20 protein-coding genes are annotated in these 20,992 nt (G+C 64.4%); 9 read left to right on the top strand and 11 right to left on the bottom strand.

Annotation, left to right across the window (positions count from 1 at the left end; all coding sequences use genetic code 11):
• Positions 1 to 26: 26 nt before the first annotated feature.
• Positions 27 to 761 carry an SDR family oxidoreductase gene (locus tag ACO2Q9_RS13235; protein ID WP_423312089.1) on the bottom strand — a complete coding sequence of 245 codons (735 nt, stop codon included), beginning with the start codon at positions 759 to 761 and terminating at the stop codon, positions 27 to 29.
• Positions 762 to 879: 118 nt separating this feature from the next.
• Here ACO2Q9_RS13235 and ACO2Q9_RS13230 point away from each other — a divergent pair, with 118 nt between their 5' ends.
• The 9 genes from ACO2Q9_RS13230 to manD all read left to right on the top strand — a co-directional run bounded on the left by ACO2Q9_RS13230 (position 880) and on the right by manD (position 10,757).
• The gene (locus tag ACO2Q9_RS13230; protein ID WP_423312087.1) at positions 880 to 1,620 is read left to right on the top strand and encodes a FadR/GntR family transcriptional regulator; all 741 of its coding nucleotides are present in this window, start codon (positions 880 to 882) and stop codon (positions 1,618 to 1,620) included.
• A gap of 37 nt (positions 1,621 to 1,657) precedes the next feature.
• Positions 1,658 to 2,644 carry a sialic acid TRAP transporter substrate-binding protein SiaP gene (locus tag ACO2Q9_RS13225; protein ID WP_423312085.1) on the top strand — a complete coding sequence of 329 codons (987 nt, stop codon included), beginning with the start codon at positions 1,658 to 1,660 and terminating at the stop codon, positions 2,642 to 2,644.
• A 66-nt stretch (positions 2,645 to 2,710) separates the two neighbouring features.
• Positions 2,711 to 3,274 carry a TRAP transporter small permease gene (locus tag ACO2Q9_RS13220; protein ID WP_423312083.1) on the top strand — a complete coding sequence of 188 codons (564 nt, stop codon included), beginning with the start codon at positions 2,711 to 2,713 and terminating at the stop codon, positions 3,272 to 3,274.
• Positions 3,275 to 3,287: 13 nt separating this feature from the next.
• Complete coding sequence (locus ACO2Q9_RS13215) at positions 3,288 to 4,682, top strand: TRAP transporter large permease (protein WP_423312081.1); 1,395 nt, start codon at positions 3,288 to 3,290, stop codon at positions 4,680 to 4,682.
• A gap of 22 nt (positions 4,683 to 4,704) precedes the next feature.
• The gene (locus tag ACO2Q9_RS13210; RefSeq protein ID WP_423312079.1) at positions 4,705 to 6,231 is read left to right on the top strand and encodes a UxaA family hydrolase; all 1,527 of its coding nucleotides are present in this window, start codon (positions 4,705 to 4,707) and stop codon (positions 6,229 to 6,231) included.
• A gap of 20 nt (positions 6,232 to 6,251) precedes the next feature.
• Positions 6,252 to 7,343, top strand: coding sequence for a malate/lactate/ureidoglycolate dehydrogenase (locus ACO2Q9_RS13205; RefSeq protein WP_423312077.1), 1,092 nt, complete (start codon positions 6,252 to 6,254; stop codon positions 7,341 to 7,343).
• Positions 7,340 to 8,122, top strand: a complete 783-nt coding sequence (locus ACO2Q9_RS13200) for an SDR family NAD(P)-dependent oxidoreductase (RefSeq protein ID WP_423312075.1) — start codon at positions 7,340 to 7,342, stop codon at positions 8,120 to 8,122. The genes ACO2Q9_RS13205 and ACO2Q9_RS13200 overlap by 4 nt, the downstream gene beginning before the upstream one ends.
• A gap of 20 nt (positions 8,123 to 8,142) precedes the next feature.
• Entirely contained in the window at positions 8,143 to 9,549 is a 1,407-nt protein-coding gene (locus tag ACO2Q9_RS13195; protein ID WP_423312073.1) for a mannitol dehydrogenase family protein, read from the top strand.
• Entirely contained in the window at positions 9,546 to 10,757 is a 1,212-nt protein-coding gene (gene manD, locus ACO2Q9_RS13190; protein WP_423312071.1) for a D-mannonate dehydratase ManD, read from the top strand. Before ACO2Q9_RS13195 ends, manD begins: the two co-directional genes overlap by 4 nt.
• A 20-nt stretch (positions 10,758 to 10,777) precedes the next feature.
• Here the strand turns inward: manD and slmA are convergent, their stop codons facing one another.
• Genes slmA through ACO2Q9_RS13140 form a run of 10 tightly spaced genes read right to left on the bottom strand, consistent with a single transcriptional unit; the run spans position 10,778 to position 20,933 of the window.
• Entirely contained in the window at positions 10,778 to 11,419 is a 642-nt protein-coding gene (gene slmA / locus ACO2Q9_RS13185) for a nucleoid occlusion factor SlmA (protein ID WP_423312069.1), read from the bottom strand.
• Positions 11,420 to 11,469: 50 nt separating this feature from the next.
• A complete protein-coding gene (locus ACO2Q9_RS13180) occupies positions 11,470 to 12,885 on the bottom strand; it encodes a sensor histidine kinase (RefSeq protein ID WP_423312481.1) in 1,416 nt (471 codons plus the stop codon).
• A 14-nt stretch (positions 12,886 to 12,899) separates the two neighbouring features.
• Positions 12,900 to 13,574: a response regulator transcription factor gene (locus ACO2Q9_RS13175; RefSeq protein ID WP_423312067.1), complete on the bottom strand. Its 675-nt coding sequence runs from the start codon at positions 13,572 to 13,574 to the stop codon at positions 12,900 to 12,902.
• 20 nt (positions 13,575 to 13,594) lie between these two features.
• Positions 13,595 to 14,485 (bottom strand): acetylglutamate kinase, encoded by an 891-nt coding sequence (argB, locus tag ACO2Q9_RS13170; protein ID WP_423312065.1) that lies wholly within the window; start codon positions 14,483 to 14,485, stop codon positions 13,595 to 13,597.
• Positions 14,486 to 14,530: 45 nt separating this feature from the next.
• The gene (locus ACO2Q9_RS13165) at positions 14,531 to 16,405 is read right to left on the bottom strand and encodes a polysaccharide biosynthesis protein (RefSeq protein ID WP_423312480.1); all 1,875 of its coding nucleotides are present in this window, start codon (positions 16,403 to 16,405) and stop codon (positions 14,531 to 14,533) included.
• Between the two features lie 58 nt (positions 16,406 to 16,463).
• Positions 16,464 to 17,024 carry a sugar transferase gene (locus ACO2Q9_RS13160; protein WP_423312479.1) on the bottom strand — a complete coding sequence of 187 codons (561 nt, stop codon included), beginning with the start codon at positions 17,022 to 17,024 and terminating at the stop codon, positions 16,464 to 16,466.
• Positions 17,025 to 17,037: 13 nt separating this feature from the next.
• Positions 17,038 to 17,952: a UDP-glucose 4-epimerase family protein gene (locus ACO2Q9_RS13155; protein WP_423312063.1), complete on the bottom strand. Its 915-nt coding sequence runs from the start codon at positions 17,950 to 17,952 to the stop codon at positions 17,038 to 17,040.
• Complete coding sequence (locus ACO2Q9_RS13150; RefSeq protein ID WP_423312061.1) at positions 17,949 to 19,118, bottom strand: glycosyltransferase family 4 protein; 1,170 nt, start codon at positions 19,116 to 19,118, stop codon at positions 17,949 to 17,951. Before ACO2Q9_RS13150 ends, ACO2Q9_RS13155 begins: the two co-directional genes overlap by 4 nt.
• Positions 19,115 to 19,999, bottom strand: a complete 885-nt coding sequence (locus ACO2Q9_RS13145) for a glycosyltransferase family 2 protein (protein ID WP_423312059.1) — start codon at positions 19,997 to 19,999, stop codon at positions 19,115 to 19,117. The genes ACO2Q9_RS13150 and ACO2Q9_RS13145 overlap by 4 nt, the downstream gene beginning before the upstream one ends.
• Positions 19,989 to 20,933 carry an NAD-dependent epimerase/dehydratase family protein gene (locus ACO2Q9_RS13140; protein WP_423312057.1) on the bottom strand — a complete coding sequence of 315 codons (945 nt, stop codon included), beginning with the start codon at positions 20,931 to 20,933 and terminating at the stop codon, positions 19,989 to 19,991. Before ACO2Q9_RS13140 ends, ACO2Q9_RS13145 begins: the two co-directional genes overlap by 11 nt.
• Positions 20,934 to 20,992 lie beyond the last annotated feature (59 nt).

Below are 20,992 nucleotides of genomic sequence, written 5' to 3'. Positions count from 1 at the left end.
GGTTTGATTGGTGGATGCGCTGCGGCTCAGATCATCATGCCGCCGTCGACCGAGAATACCTGGCCGGTGGCGAATACCGATTCGTCGCTGGCCAGGTACACGATGATCGGCGCGATTTCGTGCGCCTGCGCGAGTCGCCCCATCGGCTGGCGCGCGATGAAGTTCCTGCGGGCTTCTGCCGGGTCCGCGTACGAATTGATGCGATCGCCGAGGGAAGGTGTATCGACCGTACCGGGGGCGATGGCATTGCAGCGGATGCCCTTCGCCACGAAGTCGGCTGCGACGCTCTTCGTGAGCCCCACCACCGCCGCCTTCGATGTCCCGTAGATGAAGCGGTTGGGCAGGCCCTTGAGGCTGCTGCACACGCTCGCCATGTTGATGATGCTGCCGCCGCCATGGGCCAGCATGCCGGGCAGCGCCGCCTGGATGGCCCAGTACTGCGCCCGCACGTTGAGGTTGAAAGCGAAATCCCAGTCGGCGTCGGTGGCATCGAGGATGCTGCCGTTGTGCACGAAGCCCGCGCAGTTGAACAGCACATCGAGTTTCGGGATGGAGGTGATGAGCTTGCCGATCGCCGCCTTGTCCAGCACGTCGAGCGTGACGGCGCGCACGTTCTGCACGCCGTCGTAGCTGTCCAGCAGTTTCGGGTTGACGTCTGTCGCCCAGACTTGCGCCCCTTCGGCCGCCATCGCCATCACGGCTGCGCGGCCGATGCCTTGCCCCGCCGCCGTCACCAGCGCGGTCTTGCCCTTGAGTCTCACTGCGGTCTCCTTGTGTTCTGTGTTGTTCTGTGCCCCCGGGTTTTGCCGGATGTGGCGCACGGGCTTGGCATGGCATTCTGAATTGGTCTGACCACTTGTCCAATTCTGGTTTCTCCTCATGCCGCTTCAAACCGTCGAGCCCCAGCGCCTGTACCGGCAGATCGCCGAGCAGGTGCGCGCGCTCATCACGCAGGGCGAATTCAAGCCCGGCGAACGGTTGCCGGCCGAGCGCGACCTGTCCAAGCAATTGGGTGTGAGCCGGCCCTCGGTGCGTGAAGCACTCATCGCGCTGGAAGTGGAAGGCTGGGTGGAGGTTCGCACCGGTTCGGGCGTTTACGTGCTCGAACGGCAGGCCAGGAACGGGGCGTCCAATGGGCACCTCAACGGCAACGGGCACGCGGAAGCAGCGCGTGACGAATGGGGTCCGCTCGAGCTCATCCGCGCGCGCCGCGTCGTGGAAGGCGAGATCGCCTTCATGGCCGCGCAGCAGGCCAAACGACGCGACATCGATGCGATGGCCCGCGCCATCGACAGCATGCGCGACGCGGCGGACCAGGGTGTGCTGCCGCTGGACGGCGACCGCGCATTCCACTCCGCCATCGTGCAGGCGAGCGGCAACGTGGTGCTGGTTGAAACAGTACAGAGCTTCTGGGACTCGCGCCGCGGACCCATCTTCACGCGCCTGGGCGGCTACTTCGAGACCGAGCAGTCGTGGCGCGCCGCCATCGCCGAGCACGAAGCCATCCTGCAGGCCATCCGCGCGAAGGACGGCGAGGCCGCGCGCGCGGCCATGCACACCCACATGGACAAGTCACACCAGAGATTCAGCGCGAGCTGGCGCCGCGCGAAGCGTTCCTAGGCCAGCAACTTCAATTCAACGACACGGAGACAAAACCATGCAATCGAAACGCTATGCACTGAAGACCCTGGCGGCCTGCGCGCTGCTGATGGGTGTGGTCGCCAGCCCGCTGGCCACGGCCCAGACCAAACTCAAATGGGCGCACGTCTACGAGACGTCGGAGCCCTACCACACCGCCTCGGTGTGGGCCGCCGACGAGATCAAGAAGCGCACCAGCGGCCGCTACGACATCCAGGTGTTCCCGGCCTCCACGCTGGGCAAGGAGTCGGACATCAACCAGGGCCTGCAGCTGGGCACCGTGGACATCATCATCTCGGGCGCGTCGTTCGCGGCACGCAGCTTTCCGCGCATCGGCGTGGGCTACTACCCGTACACCTTCCGCGACGCGGACCACCTGCTGAAGTTTGCCAAGAGCGACGTGTTCAAGGAGCTGGCCGACGGCTACAAAGCCAAGACCGGCATCCAGGTGACGGCCGTTACCTACTACGGCGCACGCCACTCCACCAGCAACAAGCTCTTCACCAAGTGCGACGACATGAAGGGCCTGAAGATGCGCGTGCCCGACGTGCCGGCCTACATGGCACTGCCGCGTGCCTGCGGCGCAAACCCCACGCCGATCGCCTTCGCCGAGGTCTACCTGGCGCTGCAGAACGGCACCGTGGACGCGCAGGAGAACCCGCTGCCCACCATCGAAGCCAAGAAATTCTTCGAAGTGCAGAAGAACATCATCCTGACCGGCCACATCAACGACTCGCTGATCACGCAGATCGCACCGCACCTGTGGACCAAGCTCACGCCAGCCGACCAGAAGATATTCACCGACGTGATGCAGGAAGCCGCCGCGCGTGCCACCGAACAGATCCGCAAGCGCGAAGCCGAACTGGTGGACGAGTTCAAGAAGAAGGGCATCAACGTCGTCGATGTGAACAAGGACGAGTTCCGCGACCGCATCGTCAAGGCCATCGACATGAGCACGATGGGCTACGAGAAGAAGGACTGGGACCGGATTCAGGCGATCAAGTAATCCCTCCCCCCACCCAAACCCTCCCCTCCGGGGGGAGGGCTTCATGTTTGCTTCTTGCGGATGTTTATGGACGACAACCACACTGAAAAAATCGTCGGTGACGACGGCGAGTTCCATGTGCAGGACGAGGCCGTGGATTTTTCGGAGACGACGCCCGAGGCCTGGGCTGCGCTCGCGCTGTTCTGGGCGCTGGGGCTCACGGTGTTCTACCAGTTCGTCACGCGCTACGTGTTCAACGACTCGGCTGCGTGGACCGAGGAAATCGCGCGCTACTTCCTGATCGGGACGGTGTTCGTCGGTGCGGGGATCGGTGTCGCGAAGAACAACCACATCCAGGTGGACTTCTTCTACCGCTACATGCCGGCGGCCATGGGCCGCGTCATGGCGATCGGCGTGGACATCGCGCGCACGCTGTTCTTCGGGGCCGCCGTGTATCTCACCATCGAGATGATGCGCAAGATGGACAACTACAAGATGACCATCGTCGAGCTGCCGATGAACATCGTCTACGGCGTTTGCCTGATCGGCTTCGCCGCCATGCTGGTGCGTTCGGTGCTCGTCACCCGCATCCACTGGAAGCGCGGCTACAGCGTGCTGGAACGTCCCGAAACCACGATGGCCGACCGCTGAAGGATTCGACCCCATGCTCAAGATCCTCTTCCTTTTCTTCATGGGTGCCGGCATCCCGGTGGCCGTGGCCATGGCCGGCGCGTCGCTGGTCTACATCTTCTTCTCGGGCAACCTGCCGCCCTTCGTCGTCATCCACCGCATGGTGTCGGGCATCGACAGCTTCCCGCTGCTGGCCGTGCCCTTCTTCATCCTCGCCGGCAACCTGATGAACAACGCCGGCATCACCACGCGCATCTACAACTTCGCGCTCGCGCTGGTCGGCTGGCTCAAGGGTGGCCTGGGCCATGTGAACGTGCTCGGCTCCGTGATCTTTGCGGGCATGAGCGGCACGGCGATTGCCGATGCGGCAGGCCTGGGCACCATCGAGATCAAGGCGATGAAGGAGCACGGCTACAGCTCGGAGTTCGCCGTCGGCGTCACCGCCGCTTCGGCCACGCTGGGCCCGATCATCCCGCCGAGCCTGCCTTTCGTGATCTACGGAATGATGGCCAACGTCAGCGTCGGTGCACTCTTTCTCGCAGGCATCCTGCCCGGCGTGCTGCTGGCGATCCTGATGATGATCACCGTGGCCTATTTCGCGCACAAGAACGGCTGGGGCGCGGACATCCGCTACTCGTGGGCCAAGATCAGCAAGGCGCTGGTCGAGACGGCCGTCGTGGTCGGCTGGCCGCTCGCGCTGTGGGTGCTCATCGCCAGGCTCGGCGCCCCGCCGCACGCCACGGTGATCGGTGCACTGATCGCCCTGTTCGTCGCCGACAAGCTCTTCAGGTTCCAGGCCGTGCTGCCCATCATGACGCCAGTACTGCTGATCGGTGGCATGACCACGGGCGTGTTCACGCCCACCGAAGGCGCCATCGCCGCGTGCGTGTGGGCGATGATCCTCGGCTTCGCCTGGTACCGCACGCTGTCTTTCCGCATGTTCGTGAAGGTGTGCCTGGAGACGGTGGAGACCACCAGCACGGTGCTCTTCATCGTGGCCGCCGCCAGCATCTTCGGCTGGATGCTCACGGCCACCGGCGTCACCACGGCCATTGCGTCGTGGGTACTCGCGTTCACAAAGGAACCCTGGGTCTTCCTGCTGCTGGCCAACATGCTGATGCTGTTCGTCGGCTGCTTCCTGGAGCCGACGGCGGCCATCACGATCCTGGTGCCCATCCTCGTGCCGATCTGCCAGCAACTGGGCATCGACCTGGTGCACTTCGGCCTCGTGATGGTGCTGAACCTCATGATCGGCCTGCTGCATCCGCCCATGGGCATGGTGCTGTTCGTGCTTGCACGGGTGGCGAATCTTTCGGTGGAACGAACGACCATGGCCATCCTGCCATGGCTGATACCGCTGCTCGGGTCGCTGGCGATCATCACCTACTTCCCCAGGCTCGTGCTGTGGCTGCCGAAGATGTTCTATTGATCCCACTATTCCCACGAACGAAATGACGCCCTTCATCCGACTCCATCCCGCCGACGACGTCGTCATCGCGCGGCAGCAACTGCTCTCGGGCACCAGCGTCGAGAACGTCCCAGTGAAAGGCCTTGTTCCGCCGGGCCACAAGATCGCCGTGCGCGCCATCGCCCAGGGTGCGCCGGTGCGGCGCTACAACCAGATCATCGGCTTCGCGAGCAAGCCGATCGCACCGGGCGAGCACGTGCACACGCACAACCTGGACATGGGCCCGGACAAGGGGCACTTCGACCGCGACTACGCGTTCGGCGCCGACGTGAAGCCGGCACCCCCGAAACGCGAGGCGACGTTCATGGGCATCAAACGGCCCGATGGCCGCGTGGCCACGCGCAACTACATCGGCGTGCTGACCAGCGTGAACTGTTCGGCTACCGCGGCCCGTGCGATCGCGGACCATTTTTCGCGGCAGACCAACCCGTCGGCGCTGGCGGCGTACCCGAATGTGGACGGCGTGGTCGCGCTCACACATGGCACGGGTTGCGGCATGGACGGCGACGGCATGGGCATGCGCATCCTCGAACGCACGTTGACCGGGTATGCGACGCATGCCAACTTCGCGGCGGTGCTGGTGGTGGGCCTGGGTTGCGAAGCCAACCAGATCAACGCGTGGCTGGCCACCGGCAACCTCCATGAAGGCGAGAACCTGCGCGTGTTCAACATCCAGGACACGGGTGGCACGCGCAAGACGGTGGACAAGGGCATTGCGCTGATCCACGAGATGCTGCCGCGCGCGAACGCGGTGAAGCGCGAGCCGTGCAGCGCGTCGCACATCACCATCGGCCTGCAGTGCGGCGGCTCTGACGGCTACTCGGGCATCAGCGCCAACCCGGCGCTCGGCGCGGCGGTGGACATCCTGGTCGCGCACGGCGGCACGGCCATCCTGTCGGAGACACCCGAGGTCTATGGTGCAGAGCACTTGCTGACGCGCCGTGCCGTGCGCCGCGAGGTCGGCGAGAAGCTGGTCGAGCGCATCCGCTGGTGGGAGCACTACACCGAGATCAACCAGGGCGAGATGAACAACAACCCGTCACCCGGCAACAAGGCGGGCGGGCTGACCACCATCCTCGAGAAGTCGCTGGGCGCGGTGGCCAAGGGTGGCACGACGAATCTGGAAGCCGTGTACGAATACGCCGAACCGGTCGATACGCACGGCTTCGTCTACATGGACACGCCGGGCTACGACCCGGTGAGCGCCACGGGCCAGGTGGCCGGCGGCGCCAACATGATCTGCTTCACCACCGGACGCGGCAGCGCCTACGGCTGCGCGCCCTCGCCCTCGCTGAAGCTCGCGACCAACTCCACGCTGTGGCAGCGGCAGGAGGAAGACATGGACATCAACTGCGGCGAGATCGTGGACGGCACGTCGGACACCCAGGCGATGGGTGAACGCATTTTCCGGCTTGTGCTGGCCACCGCATCGGGTGCGCAGAGCAAGAGCGAGAAGCATGGCTATGGTCAGAGCGAGTTCGTGCCCTGGCAGGTCGGCGCGGTCATGTAGGACGGTTGACAAGGCGATCCATGGCAGGCAGTTCCATCACACTCGATGCCGCGCGGCTGCGCAGCGTCCTCTCGAAGATTTTCGTGGCAGCCGGCAGCAGCGCGCAGGAAGCGCAGCAGGTGGCAGACAACCTCGTCATGGCCAACCTGAGCGGCCACGATTCGCACGGCGCCGGCATGACGCCGCGCTATGTGGACGCCGTGAAGGAAGGCGGGCTGAAGCCCAACACCGGCGTCAAGGTCACGCTCGACAGCGGCGCGCTGCTCGCGCTCGATGCGCAGCACGGTTACGGGCAGGTCACCGGTCCGCAGGCGATGGAACTGGCGATGGCACGCACGCGCGAGCACGGCAGCTGCATCATGACGCTCGCGCGCTCGCACCATCTGGGCCGCATCGGCCATTTCGCCGAGATGGCGGCGGCGCAAGGCTTCGTGTCCCTGCACTTCGTGAACGTGATGTCCAGACCCGTGGTGGCACCCTGGGGCGGCGGTGACGGCCGCTTCGGCACCAACCCGTGCTGCATCGGCATTCCACTGGGCACGCCGGAGAAGCCGCGCGCGCCCTTCATCCTCGACTTCGCGACCAGCCGCGCTGCACAGGGCAAGATGCGCGTTGCCCACAACAAGGGCCAGCCAGTCCCCCCGGGCTACCTCATCGACGCGCAGGGCCGACCCACCACCGACCCCGGCGTGGTGGTGGTGCCGCAGCCGCCGAGCGGGATGTTCGGCGCCATCCTCGCGTTCGGCGAGCACAAGGGTTACGGCATGGCCATCGCATGCGAGCTGCTCGGCGGCGCGCTGAGCGGCGGCGGCACTTGGCACCAGCCGGCCAACACGGCGCGCGCGGTGCACAACAGCATGCTCAGCGTGCTCATCGACCCCAGGCGCCTCGGCACGCAGGCCGCTTTCGAATCGGAATCCGCGGCGTTCCTCGAATGGCTGAAAAAGAGCCCACCCGGCACGGGATTCGACGCCGTGCAGATTGCCGGTGAACCGGAGCTTGCCGCCCGTGCGCAACGCGAGCGCGATGGCATCGTGATGGATTCGCAGACATGGGCCGAGATCGTCGCAGCCGGCGCCAAGGTCGGCCTGACCGTGGAGGACAGCGCATGACGACCGCCGACATCGCACCCGCAGCGGTGAAACCGCGATCCGCGCCCGCCATCCACGACCAGGTGGCGCTGGTGACCGGCGCCAACGCGGGGATGGGACTCGCAACCGTCCGGGCGCTGCTGGCTGCCGGCTACCGTGTCGCGGCGACGGACCTCGACACGTCGGTGGTTCAAGCCGAAGCAGCAGGCGAACGGCTCTTCTGCACGCGCATGGATGTGAGCTCACGCGACGAGGTTCACGCCGCCTGCGATGCCATCGAGGCGCACTTCGGCCGCATCGATGTGTGCGTGAACAACGCGGGCTTCCTGCAATATGCCAACTGCGAACAGACCACGCCCGAACTGTGGGACAAGACGCTGCGCATCAACCTCGACGGCGTGTTCCATGTGAGCCAGCGTGTCGCGCCGGGCATGAAGTCACGCGGCTTCGGGCGCATCGTCAACATCGCTTCGTACGGGGCGAAGACGGGTGGTCTGTCGCCACTGCCGGCCTATGCGGCCAGCAAGGGCGGTGTGATCTCGCTGACCTTCAGCTTTGCGCGTGAATACGCGCCCTTCGGTGTGACCTGCAACGCACTGGCGCCCACTTTCGTCAAGACGCAGATGCTGACGGAGCAGGTCAGCGCCCAGCGGCAGGCGGAGTTGCGCCGGATGATCCCGGTCGGGCGCTTCTGCGAGCTGGAAGAGCTCGCGCATTGCGTGCTGTTCCTCGCGCATCCGATGAGCGGCTTCATCACCGGCGAGGTGCTGGACCTCAACGGCGGGCTGCAATTCGATTGAGCACCGGGCGAGCGCATCCCATGGAAAGACTGCAGAACCGCACGCTCGATGTCGCCGCCGCCAACGGCGCAGCCGTCCCGCGCTACGAACGCGGCGGACTCATCCCCGGCGTGGTCCACCTCGGCCTGGGCGCATTCCATCGCGCCCACCAGGCCATGGTGTTCGACGCCCTGCTCTCACGCGGCGACACGCGGTGGGCGGTGCTGGGTGTGGCGATGCGCAGCACGCACGTGGCTGATTCGCTCGCTGCGCAGGACGGCCTCTATGCTGTCCAGATCGCCAGCCGGGATGGCACGCACTGGCAGGTTCCGGGGGCGATCGTGGAAACCTGTGTCGCTGCGCGTGAAGCGCCACGCGTGGTGCAGGCGATTGCCGCGCCATCGACCCGATGGATCACCCTCACCGTCACCGAGAAGGGCTACGGACCCGGGCTCGCGTCGCTCATCGTGCAAGGCCTGGTTGCGCGGCGCGCCGCAGGGTTGCCGGGGCTCACCATCGCATCGTGCGACAACCTGAGCGGCAACGGCCGCAAGCTGCAGGCGCTGTGCGAACAGGGCGCGCCCGATGCCGAAACCGCGCTCTGGATCGGTGAGCGCTGCGCCTTCCCCAACAGCATGGTGGATCGCATCGTGCCTGCCGCGACCGACGAACGCCTGAGGGCCGCACGCGAGTCGCTGGGGCTGAAGGACGACAGCGCGCTGGGCACCGAGGCATTCTGGGAATGGGTGATCGAGCGCCGCTTCGTCGACGCAGCCGACGGCGACTTGTTGGCCGACGCCGGCGTGAACGTGGTGGACGACGTGCGCCCTTTCGAGGAAGCCAAGCTGCGCATGCTCAACGGCAGCCACACGGCCATGGCCTGCATGGGCGCGGTGGCAGGGCTGGCGGTCATCTGCGACTGCATTTCGCAGCCGGCGATACACACCTTCGTGCACGGCCTCATGACGCATGAAGTCGCGCCGCACGTCACGCGGCCCGACTGGCAGGCGTACCGGGACGCCCTGCTCGCGCGCTTCGCCAACCCGGCGCTCAAGCACAGCGTGCACCAGATAGCGACCGACAGCACGCAGAAGATTCCGCAGCGCTGGCCGCCATCGATCCTCGGGCAGATCGGCAAGGGCCAGCCGTTCGAGCGCCTCGCCTTCGCCGCCGCCGCATGGATGCGTTATTGCACCGGCGAGAGCGAGAACGGACATTCCTACGCCCTGCTCGACCCGATGGCCGAGCGCGTCCAGGCGCTGGCACTCGCGCACGCGGGCGATGCCGTGCGCACGGTGCATGCACTCGGCAGCCTGGTCGAAGTGTGGGGAGAAGCAATCGCGCGCAACGATGCATGGCAGGCCCGTGTGGAGCACTGGCTCGCGCGCATCCATGCGAGCGGTGTACTGGCGGCGGTGGAACAACTCAACAGGGAGACAAGCGAATGAAGATCACAGCGGCACGCGTCATCGTCTGCTCGCCGGGACGCAACTTCGTCACGCTGAAGATAGAGACAGACCAGGGGCTCACCGGCATCGGCGATGCGACACTCAATGGGCGCGAACTGTCGGTCGTGAGCTATCTGACCGAGCATGTCATCCCCTGCCTGATCGGCAGGGACGCCCATCAGATCGAGGACATCTGGCAGTACCTCTACAAGGGCGCCTACTGGCGGCGCGGCCCGGTGACGATGAGCGCCATCGCGGCGGTGGACACGGCGCTGTGGGACATCAAGGCCAAGGCTGCCGGCCTGCCGCTCTACCAGTTGCTCGGCGGGCGCAGCCGCACCGGTGTGATGGTCTACGGCCACGCCAACGGCCGCGACATCGCGCAGACGGTGGAAGAAGTGCTCAAGTACAAGGAGATGGGCTACCAGGCGATCCGCGCGCAAAGCGGCGTGCCGGGGCTGGAGAAGGTGTACGGCGTGGGGCGCGGCACCATGTTCTATGAACCGGCCGACGCCGACCTGCCGAGCGAGCACGACTGGAGTACCGAGAAATACCTGCTGCACACGCCGCGACTGTTCGAAGCCGTGCGCGAAGCCGTGGGACCGGACATCCACCTTCTGCACGACGTGCACCACCGCCTGACACCGATCGAGGCCGGACGGCTGGGCAAATCGCTGGAGCCGTATCACCTGTTCTGGATGGAGGACAGCACGCCGGCCGAAAACCAGGAGGCGTTCCGGTTGATCCGCCAGCACACGACGACGCCGCTGGCCGTGGGTGAGATCTTCAACACGGTCTGGGACTGCAAGGACCTGATCCAGAACCAGTTGATCGACTACATCCGCGCGACCGTGGTGCATGCGGGGGGCATCACGCACCTGCGGCGCATTGCGGACTTTGCAAGCCTGTACCAGGTGCGCACCGGCTGCCACGGCGCGACCGATCTTTCACCCGTGTGCATGGGCGCTGCGCTGCACTTCGACACCTGGGTGCCCAACTTCGGGGTGCAGGAATACATGCGCCATACCGACGCGACCGACGAAGTCTTCCCGCACGACTATGTGTTCAGGCAGGGCTTCATGCATTGCGGCGAGAAGCCGGGCCACGGCGTGGAGATCGATGAGAAGCTCGCCGCGAAGTACCCGTACCAGCGCGCCTACCTGCCGGTGAACCGGCTGCAGCACGACGGCACGTTGTGGAGCTGGTGAGCCGGTTTGTTTGAACCGGCTTAGAGGAGCAGGCCGAGACTCGCGTCGAGGTGCTCGGACGGCATGCGCTTGAAACCGGAGCGCGCGAAGCGCTGCAGGCGACCGACGATGAACGCGGTGAGCGCCGAAGCGCGCACCTGCGCATCGGCCGTGGGTGTGGCCGAGCCCCGGGATTCCGCCTGCACGCGCAGCGACTGGCGGAAGGTGGATTCGATCTTGTCGAAGAACTGGTTCATGCGCTGCTGCAGGCGCTCGTTCTCGTAGACCAGCGCGTCGCCCACCATCACACGCGTCATGCCGGGGTTCTTTTCGGCGAACTGCAGCAACATGCCGGTGATGCGCGCGGCCTGCGCGGCGCCGTCGGCTTCACGTTCGGTGATCTGGTTGATCAGCGAGAACACGCTCTGTTCGATGAATTCGATGAGGCCTTCGAACATCTGGGCCTTGCTGGCGAAGTGCCGGTACAGGGCCGCTTCACTCACTTCCAGCCGTGCAGCGAGTGCCGCAGTGGTGATGCGCTCCGCCCCCGGTTGCTCCAGCATGGTGGCCAGGGCCTGCAGGATCTGGACGCGGCGTTCGCCCGGCTTGGGCCGCTTGCGCACCGGCGCGGAGGCGTCGGCGTCGGAAGTAACTTGGGAGGTGCTGTTCTCTGCGTCTGACATGGTGTAAGTACGGTGTGCAAATGATTCTCGCACAGCAGCATGGCCCCGGGTCAAACCACGGGGAGCGGCCCGGAAACCTGGGCCGGGAAATCCAGCCTCACGCGCAGTCCGGCACCGCGTTGTCCGGTGAGCAACTGCAGGTGGCTGCGATGGCTGTGCGCGATTTCGTCTGCAATGGCAAGACCCAGGCCATTGCCCTCGCCTTCGGCGCCGGGCGAGCGGTAGAAGCGCTCCAGCACCCGGCCACGCTCGGCTTGCGGAATGCCGGGGCCGTCGTCCTCCACTTCCAGGAAATTCGTGGGGATGGCCTCGCTGCCCTCGGGCGCCGGCTCACTCCCGCAGCGGATGGTGACCGAACCTCCCTCCTGCGTGTACTTCACCGCATTTCCCACGAGGTTGGCCAGTAGCTCGCGCAGCAACCATTCCTGTCCGGGCACCTGCACCGGTACGACATCGAGCCCGAGGTCGATGTGCTTGGCGGCGGCCGAGTCCAGGAAGGTCTGCAGGATGTCTTCGCACAACGGCTTGAGGTCGACCATGCGGCGCGGTTGCGCGTCGGTGGCGCGGGCGTCCGCGCGCGAGAGTGCCAAAAGCTGGTGTGCCAGTTGCGAAGTGCGTCGCGTGGCATCGCGCAGCTTGAGGATTTCCTCGTTGCCGAGGTCGAGCGGGCCGGTGCCCGCAGCCTGCGCCCAGGCTTCCACCTGCGCCTGCAGGCCCGCCAGCGGCGTGCGCAACTGATGTGCGGCGTCGGCAACAAAGCGGCGCTGGCTGTCGGCCTGCGCGTTGACGAGGCCGAAGAGCCGGTTGAGCGATTCGACCAGTGGCCGGACCTCGTCCGGCGTCGCCTGCACGTCCAGCGCAGTCAGGTCACGCGGCGAGCGATGTTCCACGTCTTCCTTGAGCGTCAGCAGCGGCCCGAGCGCGCGCCGCACCGCCCAGCTGACGGCCAGCGCTGCTGCGACGATGAGCACGATGTTGGGCAGCAGCACGCGGAACAACACCGACTGCAGCCATTGCTGGCGCGAGCCCGAACCGTCGGCCAGCACCATGATCAGTTCGCCGGCCGGCGTGGTGATGCGTTGCGTGGCGATGCGGTAGATGACGCCGTTGTATTCCTCGCTGTGGAATTCGGGCTGGTCGGTGTTGGGGTCCACCCCGGAAAGCCAGGGTTCGCCGATGACGATGCGGCCCGACGCGTCGCCGATGGCAAACACCGTGAGGCCGCGTCCTTGCTTCAGGAACTCGTCGAGCGGCGGGGCCAGCAGCATGACCGGCGGATCGGTGGCCGTCTCGCCGGGCCCGACGACCGAGTCGACCAGCAGCGGCAACAACGCGGCGAGCTGCCGATCCTGCTGCACGGCGGCGTTGCCTGCAGAGCGGTAATCGAACCACGCGTTGACAAATGCGAGGATGAGCAGGGGCAGCAGCAGCAGCACCACCAGCCGCCGCTGCAGCCCCGTGGTGATGCGGGTGGACCTCGTCACGAAGCGCCGAGGAGTTCCAGGCGGTAGCCGAAGCCCCGGATCGACCGCAGCGCCAGGCCGTGCGGCTCGAGCTTGGCGCGCAAGCGCGAGATGTAGACCTCCACCGCGTTCGGTGTGATCTCCTTGTCCCAGCCGGTGAGCGCGTGCAGCAGCTTTTCCTTGCTGGCAGGCTTGGGTGCGTTGATGAGCAGGTATTCCATCACGGTCCACTCGCGCGGGCCGAGTTCGAGTGTCTGCCCGCCGACGGTGGCGCGGCGGTTGGCGGTGTCCATCTCCAGCGGACCGAAGCCCAGCACCGCCGTGGTGGCCGCCTGCGAACGGCGAAGCAGCGCACGCAGGCGTGCCAGCAACTCCGGCAGCTCGAAGGGCTTGACCATGTAGTCGTCGGCCCCGAGGTCCAGGCCCTGCACGCGGTCCTGCAGCGCGTCGCGCGCGGTGAGGATCATCACGGGCAGCGCATGGCCGGCCTTGCGCAGCCGCTGGGTGAGTTCAAGCCCGTCCATGCGTGGCAGGCCGATGTCGATGACTGCGGCGTCGAAGGTTTCCGTGGCGAGCACTTCTTCGGCGCGCTCGGCGCTGGCCACCCAGTCCACCGCATAGCCGGCGTCACTGAGCCCCAGCTTGATGCCGCTGGCGACCATCACGTCATCTTCGACGAGCAGCAGGCGCATGGGTGTCGATGTCCCTTGTCTCAGTGCGAGCGGATCATCGTGCCGAACGCCTGCTCGGTCAGAATTTCCAGCAACATGGAATGAGGCACGCGGCCGTCGATGATGTGCACTGCGTTGACGCCGCTCTTGGCCGCGTCGAGCGCGCCGGCAATCTTGGGCAGCATGCCGCCGGAGATCGTGCCGTCGGCGATGAGTTCGTCGATCTGCTTCATCGTGAGTTCGGTGAGCAGGTTCTTGTCCTTGTCCAGCACGCCGGGAATGTTGGTGAGCATGAGCAGCTTCTCCGCCTGCAGAACCGTGGCCAGCTTGGCGGCCACCACGTCGGCGTTGATGTTGTAGCTCTCGTTCTGCTCGCCGAAGCCGATGGGGCTCACCACAGGGATGAACTGGTCGTCCTGCAGCGCCTTCACCACCGACGGGTCGATGCCGACGATGTCACCCACCTGGCCGATGTCGTGTTCCTTCGTGGGGTCGGCGTTGTCCAGCATGCGCAGCTTGCGCGCACGGATCATGCCGCCGTCGCGCCCCGTCAGCCCCACGGCCTTGCCGCCGACCTGATTGATCAGGCCCACGATGTCCTGCTGCACCTCGCCGGCCAACACCCATTCGACCACTTCCATCGTCTCGGCATCGGTCACGCGCATGCCCTGGATGAACTCGCCCTTCTTGCCCAGGCGCTTGAGCGCGGTCTCGATCTGCGGCCCGCCGCCATGAACCACCACCGGGTTGATGCCCACCAGCTTGAGCAGCACCACGTCTTCGGCGAAGTCCTGCTGCAGGGCGGGGTCCGTCATGGCGTTGCCGCCGTACTTGATGACCATGGTCTTGCCATGGAACTTGCGGATGTACGGCAGCGCCTGCGCAAGGATTTCGGCCTTGTCGCGCGGGGCGATATTGAGGAGGTCGGTCATGGGCGGCGTCGGGAAAAGGGGCTTTTCCCGGATTGTGACGCAAACTCAGGGGCGGGTTGCCAGCGCCAGGTGATCGACCGTCTCGGCCTCGGGCTGATAGCCGCTCACGATTTCCTGGAGCACCGCCTTGGCCGCAGGCACATCGTTGGTGGCGATGGCGGCCCGCAAGCGCTCCAGCGCCGCGTCGAGCTGCGGCCAGTCGAGCATGCTTTCCCGCGCCTTCATGATGCGCGGGTGCGTGGTGGGCTGGGGGTCGTCGCCGATCAGCAGCTCTTCGTAGAGCTTCTCGCCCGGGCGCAGGCCGGTGATGGCGATCTCGATGTCGCCGTCGGGATGTTCAGCGTCGCGCACCGTGAGACCCGATAGCCGCACCATGCGGTGCGCGAGATCGAGGATACGCACGGGTTCACCCATGTCGAGTACGAAGACCTCCCCGCCTTCGGCCATGGCGCCGGCCTGCAGCACGAGTTGGGCCGCTTCCGGGATGGTCATGAAATAGCGCGTGACTTCCGAATGCGTGACCGTCAGCGGACCACCCGCGGCCAGTTGCCTGCGGAACAGCGGCACGACACTGCCCGAGGAGCCGAGCACGTTGCCGAAGCGGACCATGGCGAAGGTTGTGCCGGACGCGCCGTTGGCCGGCTGCACCGACGCGGCCGATTTCGCGGCCAGCGCCTGCAGCACGAGTTCCGCGACGCGCTTGCTTGCGCCCATGATGTTGGTGGGGCGGACTGCCTTGTCAGTGGAAACAAGCACGAAACGGCCGACGCCATGGCGCAAGGCTGCCTGCGCGGTGATCAGCGTACCCGAGATGTTGTTGCTCAGTCCTTCGCCGGCGTTCTGCTCGACCAATGGGACGTGCTTGTAGGCGGCGGCGTGGTAGACGGTGTCGGGGCGGAAGGCGGCGAACACGTCGTCCATGCGGGCAGCGTGCATGACGCTGACGAGAAGCGGCAACAATTGCACGCCCGAATCCGAGGCTTGCGAACCCAGTTCCTGATGGATCGCATACAGGTTGTACTCGCTGTGATCCAGCAGCAGCAAACACCCCGGCCGCTGGAGGAGTATCTGCCGACACAACTCGCTACCGATGCTGCCTCCCGCTCCAGTCACCAGTACTGTGCGCCCGGTGAGGTGCCTGGACAATAGCTCCGGATCGGGTGCGACAGCGTCGCGGCCCAGCAAGTCTTCAATGTCCAATTCCTGAAAGTCCTGCACGGTCACGCGGCCGCTGGCCAGGTCGCCCAAGCCGGGCAACGTGCGAATGTGAACGGGTAGCGACCGCAGAGCGGCGAGGATTTCGTTGCGGCGCTGGCGTGTCGCGCTGGGCACGGCGAGCAGGATGTCGGTAATCCCGAGCCGCTCCACCGCCTCGGGGACCTGTGCCGCGGACAACACGGTCACACGATTGATACTGCGGCCGATCTTCGATTCATCGTCGTCAATGAACCCCATCAGGTCGAACTGGCCCGTACCGACCGCGTTGGCAGTTTGCACGCCCGCCGCGCCAGCCCCGTAGATGAGCAGGCGTGGCCGTGCACTCCGTGACCCGGATTTGGCCACCAGGTCGAGGAGCCAGAACCGGGCCAGCGCACGACTCATCGCCACGAGAAGCAGGAAGATGAGTGGCTGCAAAACGCCCAGGCTTCTCGGGACCATAGGCCAGCGCATGGTCACGAGAATCACGAACAGCAGCGCACCGTACAGCGCAACGGCTTTGACAGTTGCCGCCATTGCCGCGATTCCGGTGTAGCGGAAGATGGCCCGATACAGGCCGAATCGCAGAAAGACCGGAAGGGCCAGCACGAAGGACAGCGCATACGCCTTCCATTGATCGCCTTCCGGCCAGTGAAGGACGTCCAGCCGCAAACTGAACGCCAGCCAGGTGGCCACAACGGCAAGCGCCGCGTCGAGCAGCATCACGGTGAACTGCTTGACGCGACGCGGAAGGCCAATGAGCCGCTGAGAAATCATGTGCTCAATGTGCCACACCATCCCGGCGAACTACACGCCAGAAAGTCAGCCAGATGATGCGAATATCGAAGGCCAGCGAGCGGCGCTGCAGGTACTCCTCGTCCAGCGCCACTTTCTGAGGAATCGGCAATTCGTCCCGACCGTTGATCTGCGCCCACCCCGTGAGACCGGGAAGAAGAGAGTGAACGCCTTTTTCGGTGCGCAATGCAATCAAGTCATGCTGATTGAAAAGCGCAGGGCGGGGCCCGACGAAACTCATGTCACCCCGGAAAATGCTCCACAGTTGCGGGAGTTCATCCAGGCTGCTCTTGCGGAGGAAAGATCCGATGGGCGTCAGCCACTGGGCGGGGTTTTCAAGCAAATGGGTCGCGACGGCGGGAGTATCGATTCGCATACTCCGGAATTTTGGCATGCGGAAAACCGAATTGTTCCTGCCGACACGATCCGACCAATAAAGTGCAGGACCGGGTGAAGTCATGCGGACAGCAAGCACAACGAAAAACAGCGGGATTGCCAGAATCACGGCGGCCATGAGCGCCAGCGCCAGATCGAGTAATCGTTTCATCATCGATGCCTCGTCATTCAAGACCTGCAGCGGCACGACGTAAACCTTCGGCCACGGCAACTTGCGGTGTCCATGACAGCACGCTTTCCGCCTTGCCAATATCCACTTGCAGATTCCCACAAAGGCGTTGAACGGCTTCGCCGCGTCCTGCCATCGCGCCTCCAACTCGCAACAGCAACGGCGGCACAGGAATCAATCTTGCCGGGCGAGCAATCGCCTCGGCGATACCGCGAACCAGTTCAGTCGTAGACAGGTCCTGACCGTCACTGACCATAAACGTCTCGTTGGCAGCCTTCGGGTGTACGGCGCATAGCGCCAGAAGATCGACCAGATTGTCCAATGCGACAAGGCTGCGCTGGTTGTTCACTGCGCCGAGCGGCAAAGGCCAGCCACGTCTCACGGCCCGCATCAGTGCAGCAAAATTACCTTTCACACCCGGGCCATAGACGAGTGGCGGACGTACGATGACAAGCTCAATCCCCGTGCGCCCAGCGAGCTCGCGCAATGCCGACTCCGCTTCATGTTTACTGTATCCGTAGGAGTCCTGCGGAGCGGGAACATCTGTTTCGCGGAATGGGCGCCCCGGCAGCGTCGACTCGCCATTGACCTTGACGGAACTGACGAAAACGAAACGTCTGACACCGCATTTCGCCGCCTGACGAGCCAACGCCAATGTGCCGTCGACATTCACCCGACGGAACTCGGCAAGTGGATCAGCCGCTGACTCCTTCATTACATGGACGCGAGCTGCAGCATGCACCACGCAGTCCACATGGGCTAGCAGGCCGGACCAGTCAGTGCCACCGGCAAGTTCCGGCCCCTTGCGTGACCGGGAGGTCTCGACAACCGTGTTCGTCGGGTCCTCCCGCAAGCGGTTCGACAGGGCTTTGCCAACAAAGCCGGTGGCGCCGGTAACCAGAATCTTCATGGCGCCACACTCACACGTCGAACGTTCACAAGCCGTACGTACTCATCCAGCACCGTGGCGTTGACGACCTTGCTGTCGAACTGCGCCTCCACACGCCGGCGTGCGGCCGCTCCCATCGACTGACGCAACGGTTCATCATTCAACAAGCGCCGGAGCCCTGAACAAAGACCGTCTACTTCCTTTACGGGAACGAGCAGCCCCGTGACGCCATCGACCACGGCATCGCACAAGCCCGTGATATCAGTTCCGACGGAGGGCACGCCCATCGCGGCGGCTTCGATCACAACGATCGGGAAGCCCTCCCGATAACTGGGAATACAAAAAATGTCTGTCATGGCCAGATAACGCTCTGGTGCTGCGCAATAGCCGATGGATCGGATGTGAGGATCCGTCTTGATCGCCTCCAGCGTTTCATTCGGCAGCGGATCGTGTTCAGGTTCGAAAGGCCCGATCAGCAACAGCAGCACATCGAAGCCTTCGGTCACCAACTGGCGAATGGCCGCGACCAGTTCCCGCACACCCTTGTCGACGGTCGCACGCCCGATGAACGTAATGATCCGAGTGCTTGAAGAAGCCCCCAGCGTCGCCCTGTCAACCTTGACGGACTCTCCAATCGAGGCTACGCAGAAGCGTTGGAGATCAACGCCCGCCAGCGATCCCGCACCCAGTGTGCTCAACCGCGACGCTTTGGAGATGCCCTGGTCGATGAGGAAATCACGTTGGGACAGGCTGTCGGTGTAGCCATGGGTGACAAGACGCGCGGTGAGCCAATCACCCGTCTTTGCAAGTACGCGTACCGCTCCGCCCAACTCCACCCATGGCTGCCCCGTGAACGTATGCAGCCGCACGGGCACACGCACCAGCCAGCCAGCGATTGCGGCGAGCATGCCCGCCTTGGGGGTAGCAGAATGCACAACGTCGAATTTCTCGCGACCGAAAAGTCTGGTGAGCAAGAACAAAGCAACGATGTCGCGCCACAACGAAATTTTGCGGGGTATCTCGATCTCGCAGATGCGCACACCTGCGATGTTTCGCAAGTCGGCAATTTCCGGCCCCGGGCTGCAGACGAGCGTGACTTCATGCCCCGCACGGATCGTGGCAATCACCTGCTCACGAAGATGGTTCTGGAAAAAAAAGGGGACGGTCACGACGCGACAGATCTTCATGTCGCAGGGGCCTTCATGGTCGCGGCCCGAACATGCAGCCATTGAGTTTGCAATGCCGGATCGAGCCGCGATTCGCGGCGCACGTCAGATCCGCCGATCTTCCATCCAAGCTGTGTTGCCGCGTCGACTGCAACGCGCGCAACAAGCATCAGCGTCGCCAATAAAAGGTTGAGCCACTGCCGCCGCTTCGCAAATTGCGCTTGCTGCACCCGCCATACGGCAAGGCGGGTGCGAAACTGCTTGTGCGGATTGAACCGTCGGCGCACCCGATACGCAAACAGGACCTCGTCCACGATAGCGAAGCGGCTTGCAGGGTAACTGCGCAACAGCAATTCCTGATCTTCACAAAAATAAGGACCAGGCGTGGCATAACGGTGGTCTCGAAACCACTGCACTCGACCAGTCCAGCTGGGATGGGGCATGTGGAAACCTTGCCAAGGCCGCGCAGCAATCTCACTATCGCTTTCGGGCGCGGGAAACAGGTCTATGGCCTCACTGCTCTCGTCGATACGGATCGCTCGCGTTGCCACAAGGTCCAACGCGGCGTCCGCGCGCAGCCGCGCCACCTGCTTCTCCAGCCGCTCGGGATACGAGATATCGTCCTGGTCCATCCTGGCGAAGAACTCGCCTCTGGCCATGTCGATGGCTTCGTTGAGTCGTGCAGCAAGGCCGCGGTTGAATCCGTCACGAATAACCCGGACGCGCTTGTCATCGAGGCCTGCAAGGCAGGCAATCGCATTGTCTGTAGAACCATCATCGATGATCAGCAACTCCCAGTCCTGCAGGGTTTGCAGACGAATGGAGTTGACAGCAGCGCGCAGATACCCGCCGGCGTTGTAGATCGGCATCGCCACCGTGACGACAGGCAGGTCAGAAGCCATTGTCGCGAAGCCAACGGTAGGTTTTCTCCAGGCCCGACTCGAATTTCACGCCAGGCGCCCAACCTGTCAGTGAACGCATGCGGGTCGAATCGAGCACGTTGGCCCGAACATCGAATGAGCGTTCGGGCAGATGCTCGACGCGCAGCGTGTGGCCGTTTGCACGCAGCAATGGCTCCATCGCATCGATGACATCCATATTGGAGCGGCCCTCACCCGAACCGAGGTTATAAGTTTGCGACAACGCCCCCTGATACAGCAGCTTTGCAATGCCATCTGCGAGATCCTCGATAAAAATGTAATCCCGCACCGTCCCGCGTTCGCCGAATATGCGGACAGGATCACCACGCATGGCCGAGGCCATCGCCGTGGAGATAAAGCCTTGCCCGATGAAAGGCCTCTGACCCGGCCCATAGGCATTGGCGGGACGCACGCAAACGTAGCGCAAACCGTGAGTGACTGCGTAGACATGCGCGTAGTTTTCGAGGGTGAGCTTGGTAACCCCATATGGCGAGATGGGGCGCGCGGGCTGGTCTTCCGTAATGGGCAGGCGCAATGCCTCTCCATACACCGTACCACCTGACGATACAAGCACCAACTTCTTACCTCGCGCTGCGATTTCGGTGAACAGGCGAACGACTGGCGGAAGATTCTGCTGAAGATCGGCCAACGGATCGTCGAACGACGTGTTGGGCACCGTGGCGTATGCCAGATGAACGACGACATCGTGCGAATCGAGCAGCGACTCAAGCACGTGGGTATCGGCGTAATCGCCTTGCAAATATCGCAGCCCAGAATTTCCGCCTGTAGGTGCCATGGCCGAACGGCCCAGCAAAGTCACTTGGCCTGCGCTCGCCGCCAAGCGCTCCGCGAGGTGGCGACCAATGTATCCGTTACCCCCGATAAGCAGTATGCGGGGAGGGTCTGCTTGTGTCATGGCTTCCGTCGGTCTGGGCTGACTTCAAAGCATCTTCGCATAGTGGGCGTCATTCGCCG

Origin of the sequence: Variovorax sp. VNK109, assembly GCF_049445855.1 — a bacterium.
Classification (GTDB): domain Bacteria; phylum Pseudomonadota; class Gammaproteobacteria; order Burkholderiales; family Burkholderiaceae_C; genus JAGOCV01.
This window is presented reverse-complemented; position numbering and strand designations above follow the sequence as displayed.

What these genes read in the sequence shown, in the direction of transcription:
- ACO2Q9_RS13220 (WP_423312083.1), top strand. Translation starts at nt 2,711, where the DNA reads ATGGACGACAACCACACTGAAAAAATCGTCGGTGACGACGGCGAGTTC.
- slmA (WP_423312069.1), bottom strand. Translation starts at nt 11,419, where the DNA reads ATGTCAGACGCAGAGAACAGCACCTCCCAAGTTACTTCCGACGCCGAC.
- ACO2Q9_RS13155 (WP_423312063.1), bottom strand. Translation starts at nt 17,952, where the DNA reads ATGAAGATTCTGGTTACCGGCGCCACCGGCTTTGTTGGCAAAGCCCTG.
- ACO2Q9_RS13200 (WP_423312075.1), top strand. Translation starts at nt 7,340, where the DNA reads ATGACGACCGCCGACATCGCACCCGCAGCGGTGAAACCGCGATCCGCG.
- ACO2Q9_RS13160 (WP_423312479.1), bottom strand. Translation starts at nt 17,024, where the DNA reads ATGAAACGATTACTCGATCTGGCGCTGGCGCTCATGGCCGCCGTGATT.
- argB (WP_423312065.1), bottom strand. Translation starts at nt 14,485, where the DNA reads ATGACCGACCTCCTCAATATCGCCCCGCGCGACAAGGCCGAAATCCTT.
- ACO2Q9_RS13225 (WP_423312085.1), top strand. Translation starts at nt 1,658, where the DNA reads ATGCAATCGAAACGCTATGCACTGAAGACCCTGGCGGCCTGCGCGCTG.
- manD (WP_423312071.1), top strand. Translation starts at nt 9,546, where the DNA reads ATGAAGATCACAGCGGCACGCGTCATCGTCTGCTCGCCGGGACGCAAC.
- ACO2Q9_RS13150 (WP_423312061.1), bottom strand. Translation starts at nt 19,118, where the DNA reads ATGAAGATCTGTCGCGTCGTGACCGTCCCCTTTTTTTTCCAGAACCAT.
- ACO2Q9_RS13175 (WP_423312067.1), bottom strand. Translation starts at nt 13,574, where the DNA reads ATGCGCCTGCTGCTCGTCGAAGATGACGTGATGGTCGCCAGCGGCATC.
- ACO2Q9_RS13205 (WP_423312077.1), top strand. Translation starts at nt 6,252, where the DNA reads ATGGCAGGCAGTTCCATCACACTCGATGCCGCGCGGCTGCGCAGCGTC.
- ACO2Q9_RS13165 (WP_423312480.1), bottom strand. Translation starts at nt 16,405, where the DNA reads ATGCTGCTCGACGCGGCGCTTGCCGTTGTGGCCACCTGGCTGGCGTTC.
- ACO2Q9_RS13195 (WP_423312073.1), top strand. Translation starts at nt 8,143, where the DNA reads ATGGAAAGACTGCAGAACCGCACGCTCGATGTCGCCGCCGCCAACGGC.
- ACO2Q9_RS13140 (WP_423312057.1), bottom strand. Translation starts at nt 20,933, where the DNA reads ATGACACAAGCAGACCCTCCCCGCATACTGCTTATCGGGGGTAACGGA.
- ACO2Q9_RS13215 (WP_423312081.1), top strand. Translation starts at nt 3,288, where the DNA reads ATGCTCAAGATCCTCTTCCTTTTCTTCATGGGTGCCGGCATCCCGGTG.
- ACO2Q9_RS13210 (WP_423312079.1), top strand. Translation starts at nt 4,705, where the DNA reads ATGACGCCCTTCATCCGACTCCATCCCGCCGACGACGTCGTCATCGCG.
- ACO2Q9_RS13145 (WP_423312059.1), bottom strand. Translation starts at nt 19,999, where the DNA reads ATGGCTTCTGACCTGCCTGTCGTCACGGTGGCGATGCCGATCTACAAC.
- ACO2Q9_RS13230 (WP_423312087.1), top strand. Translation starts at nt 880, where the DNA reads ATGCCGCTTCAAACCGTCGAGCCCCAGCGCCTGTACCGGCAGATCGCC.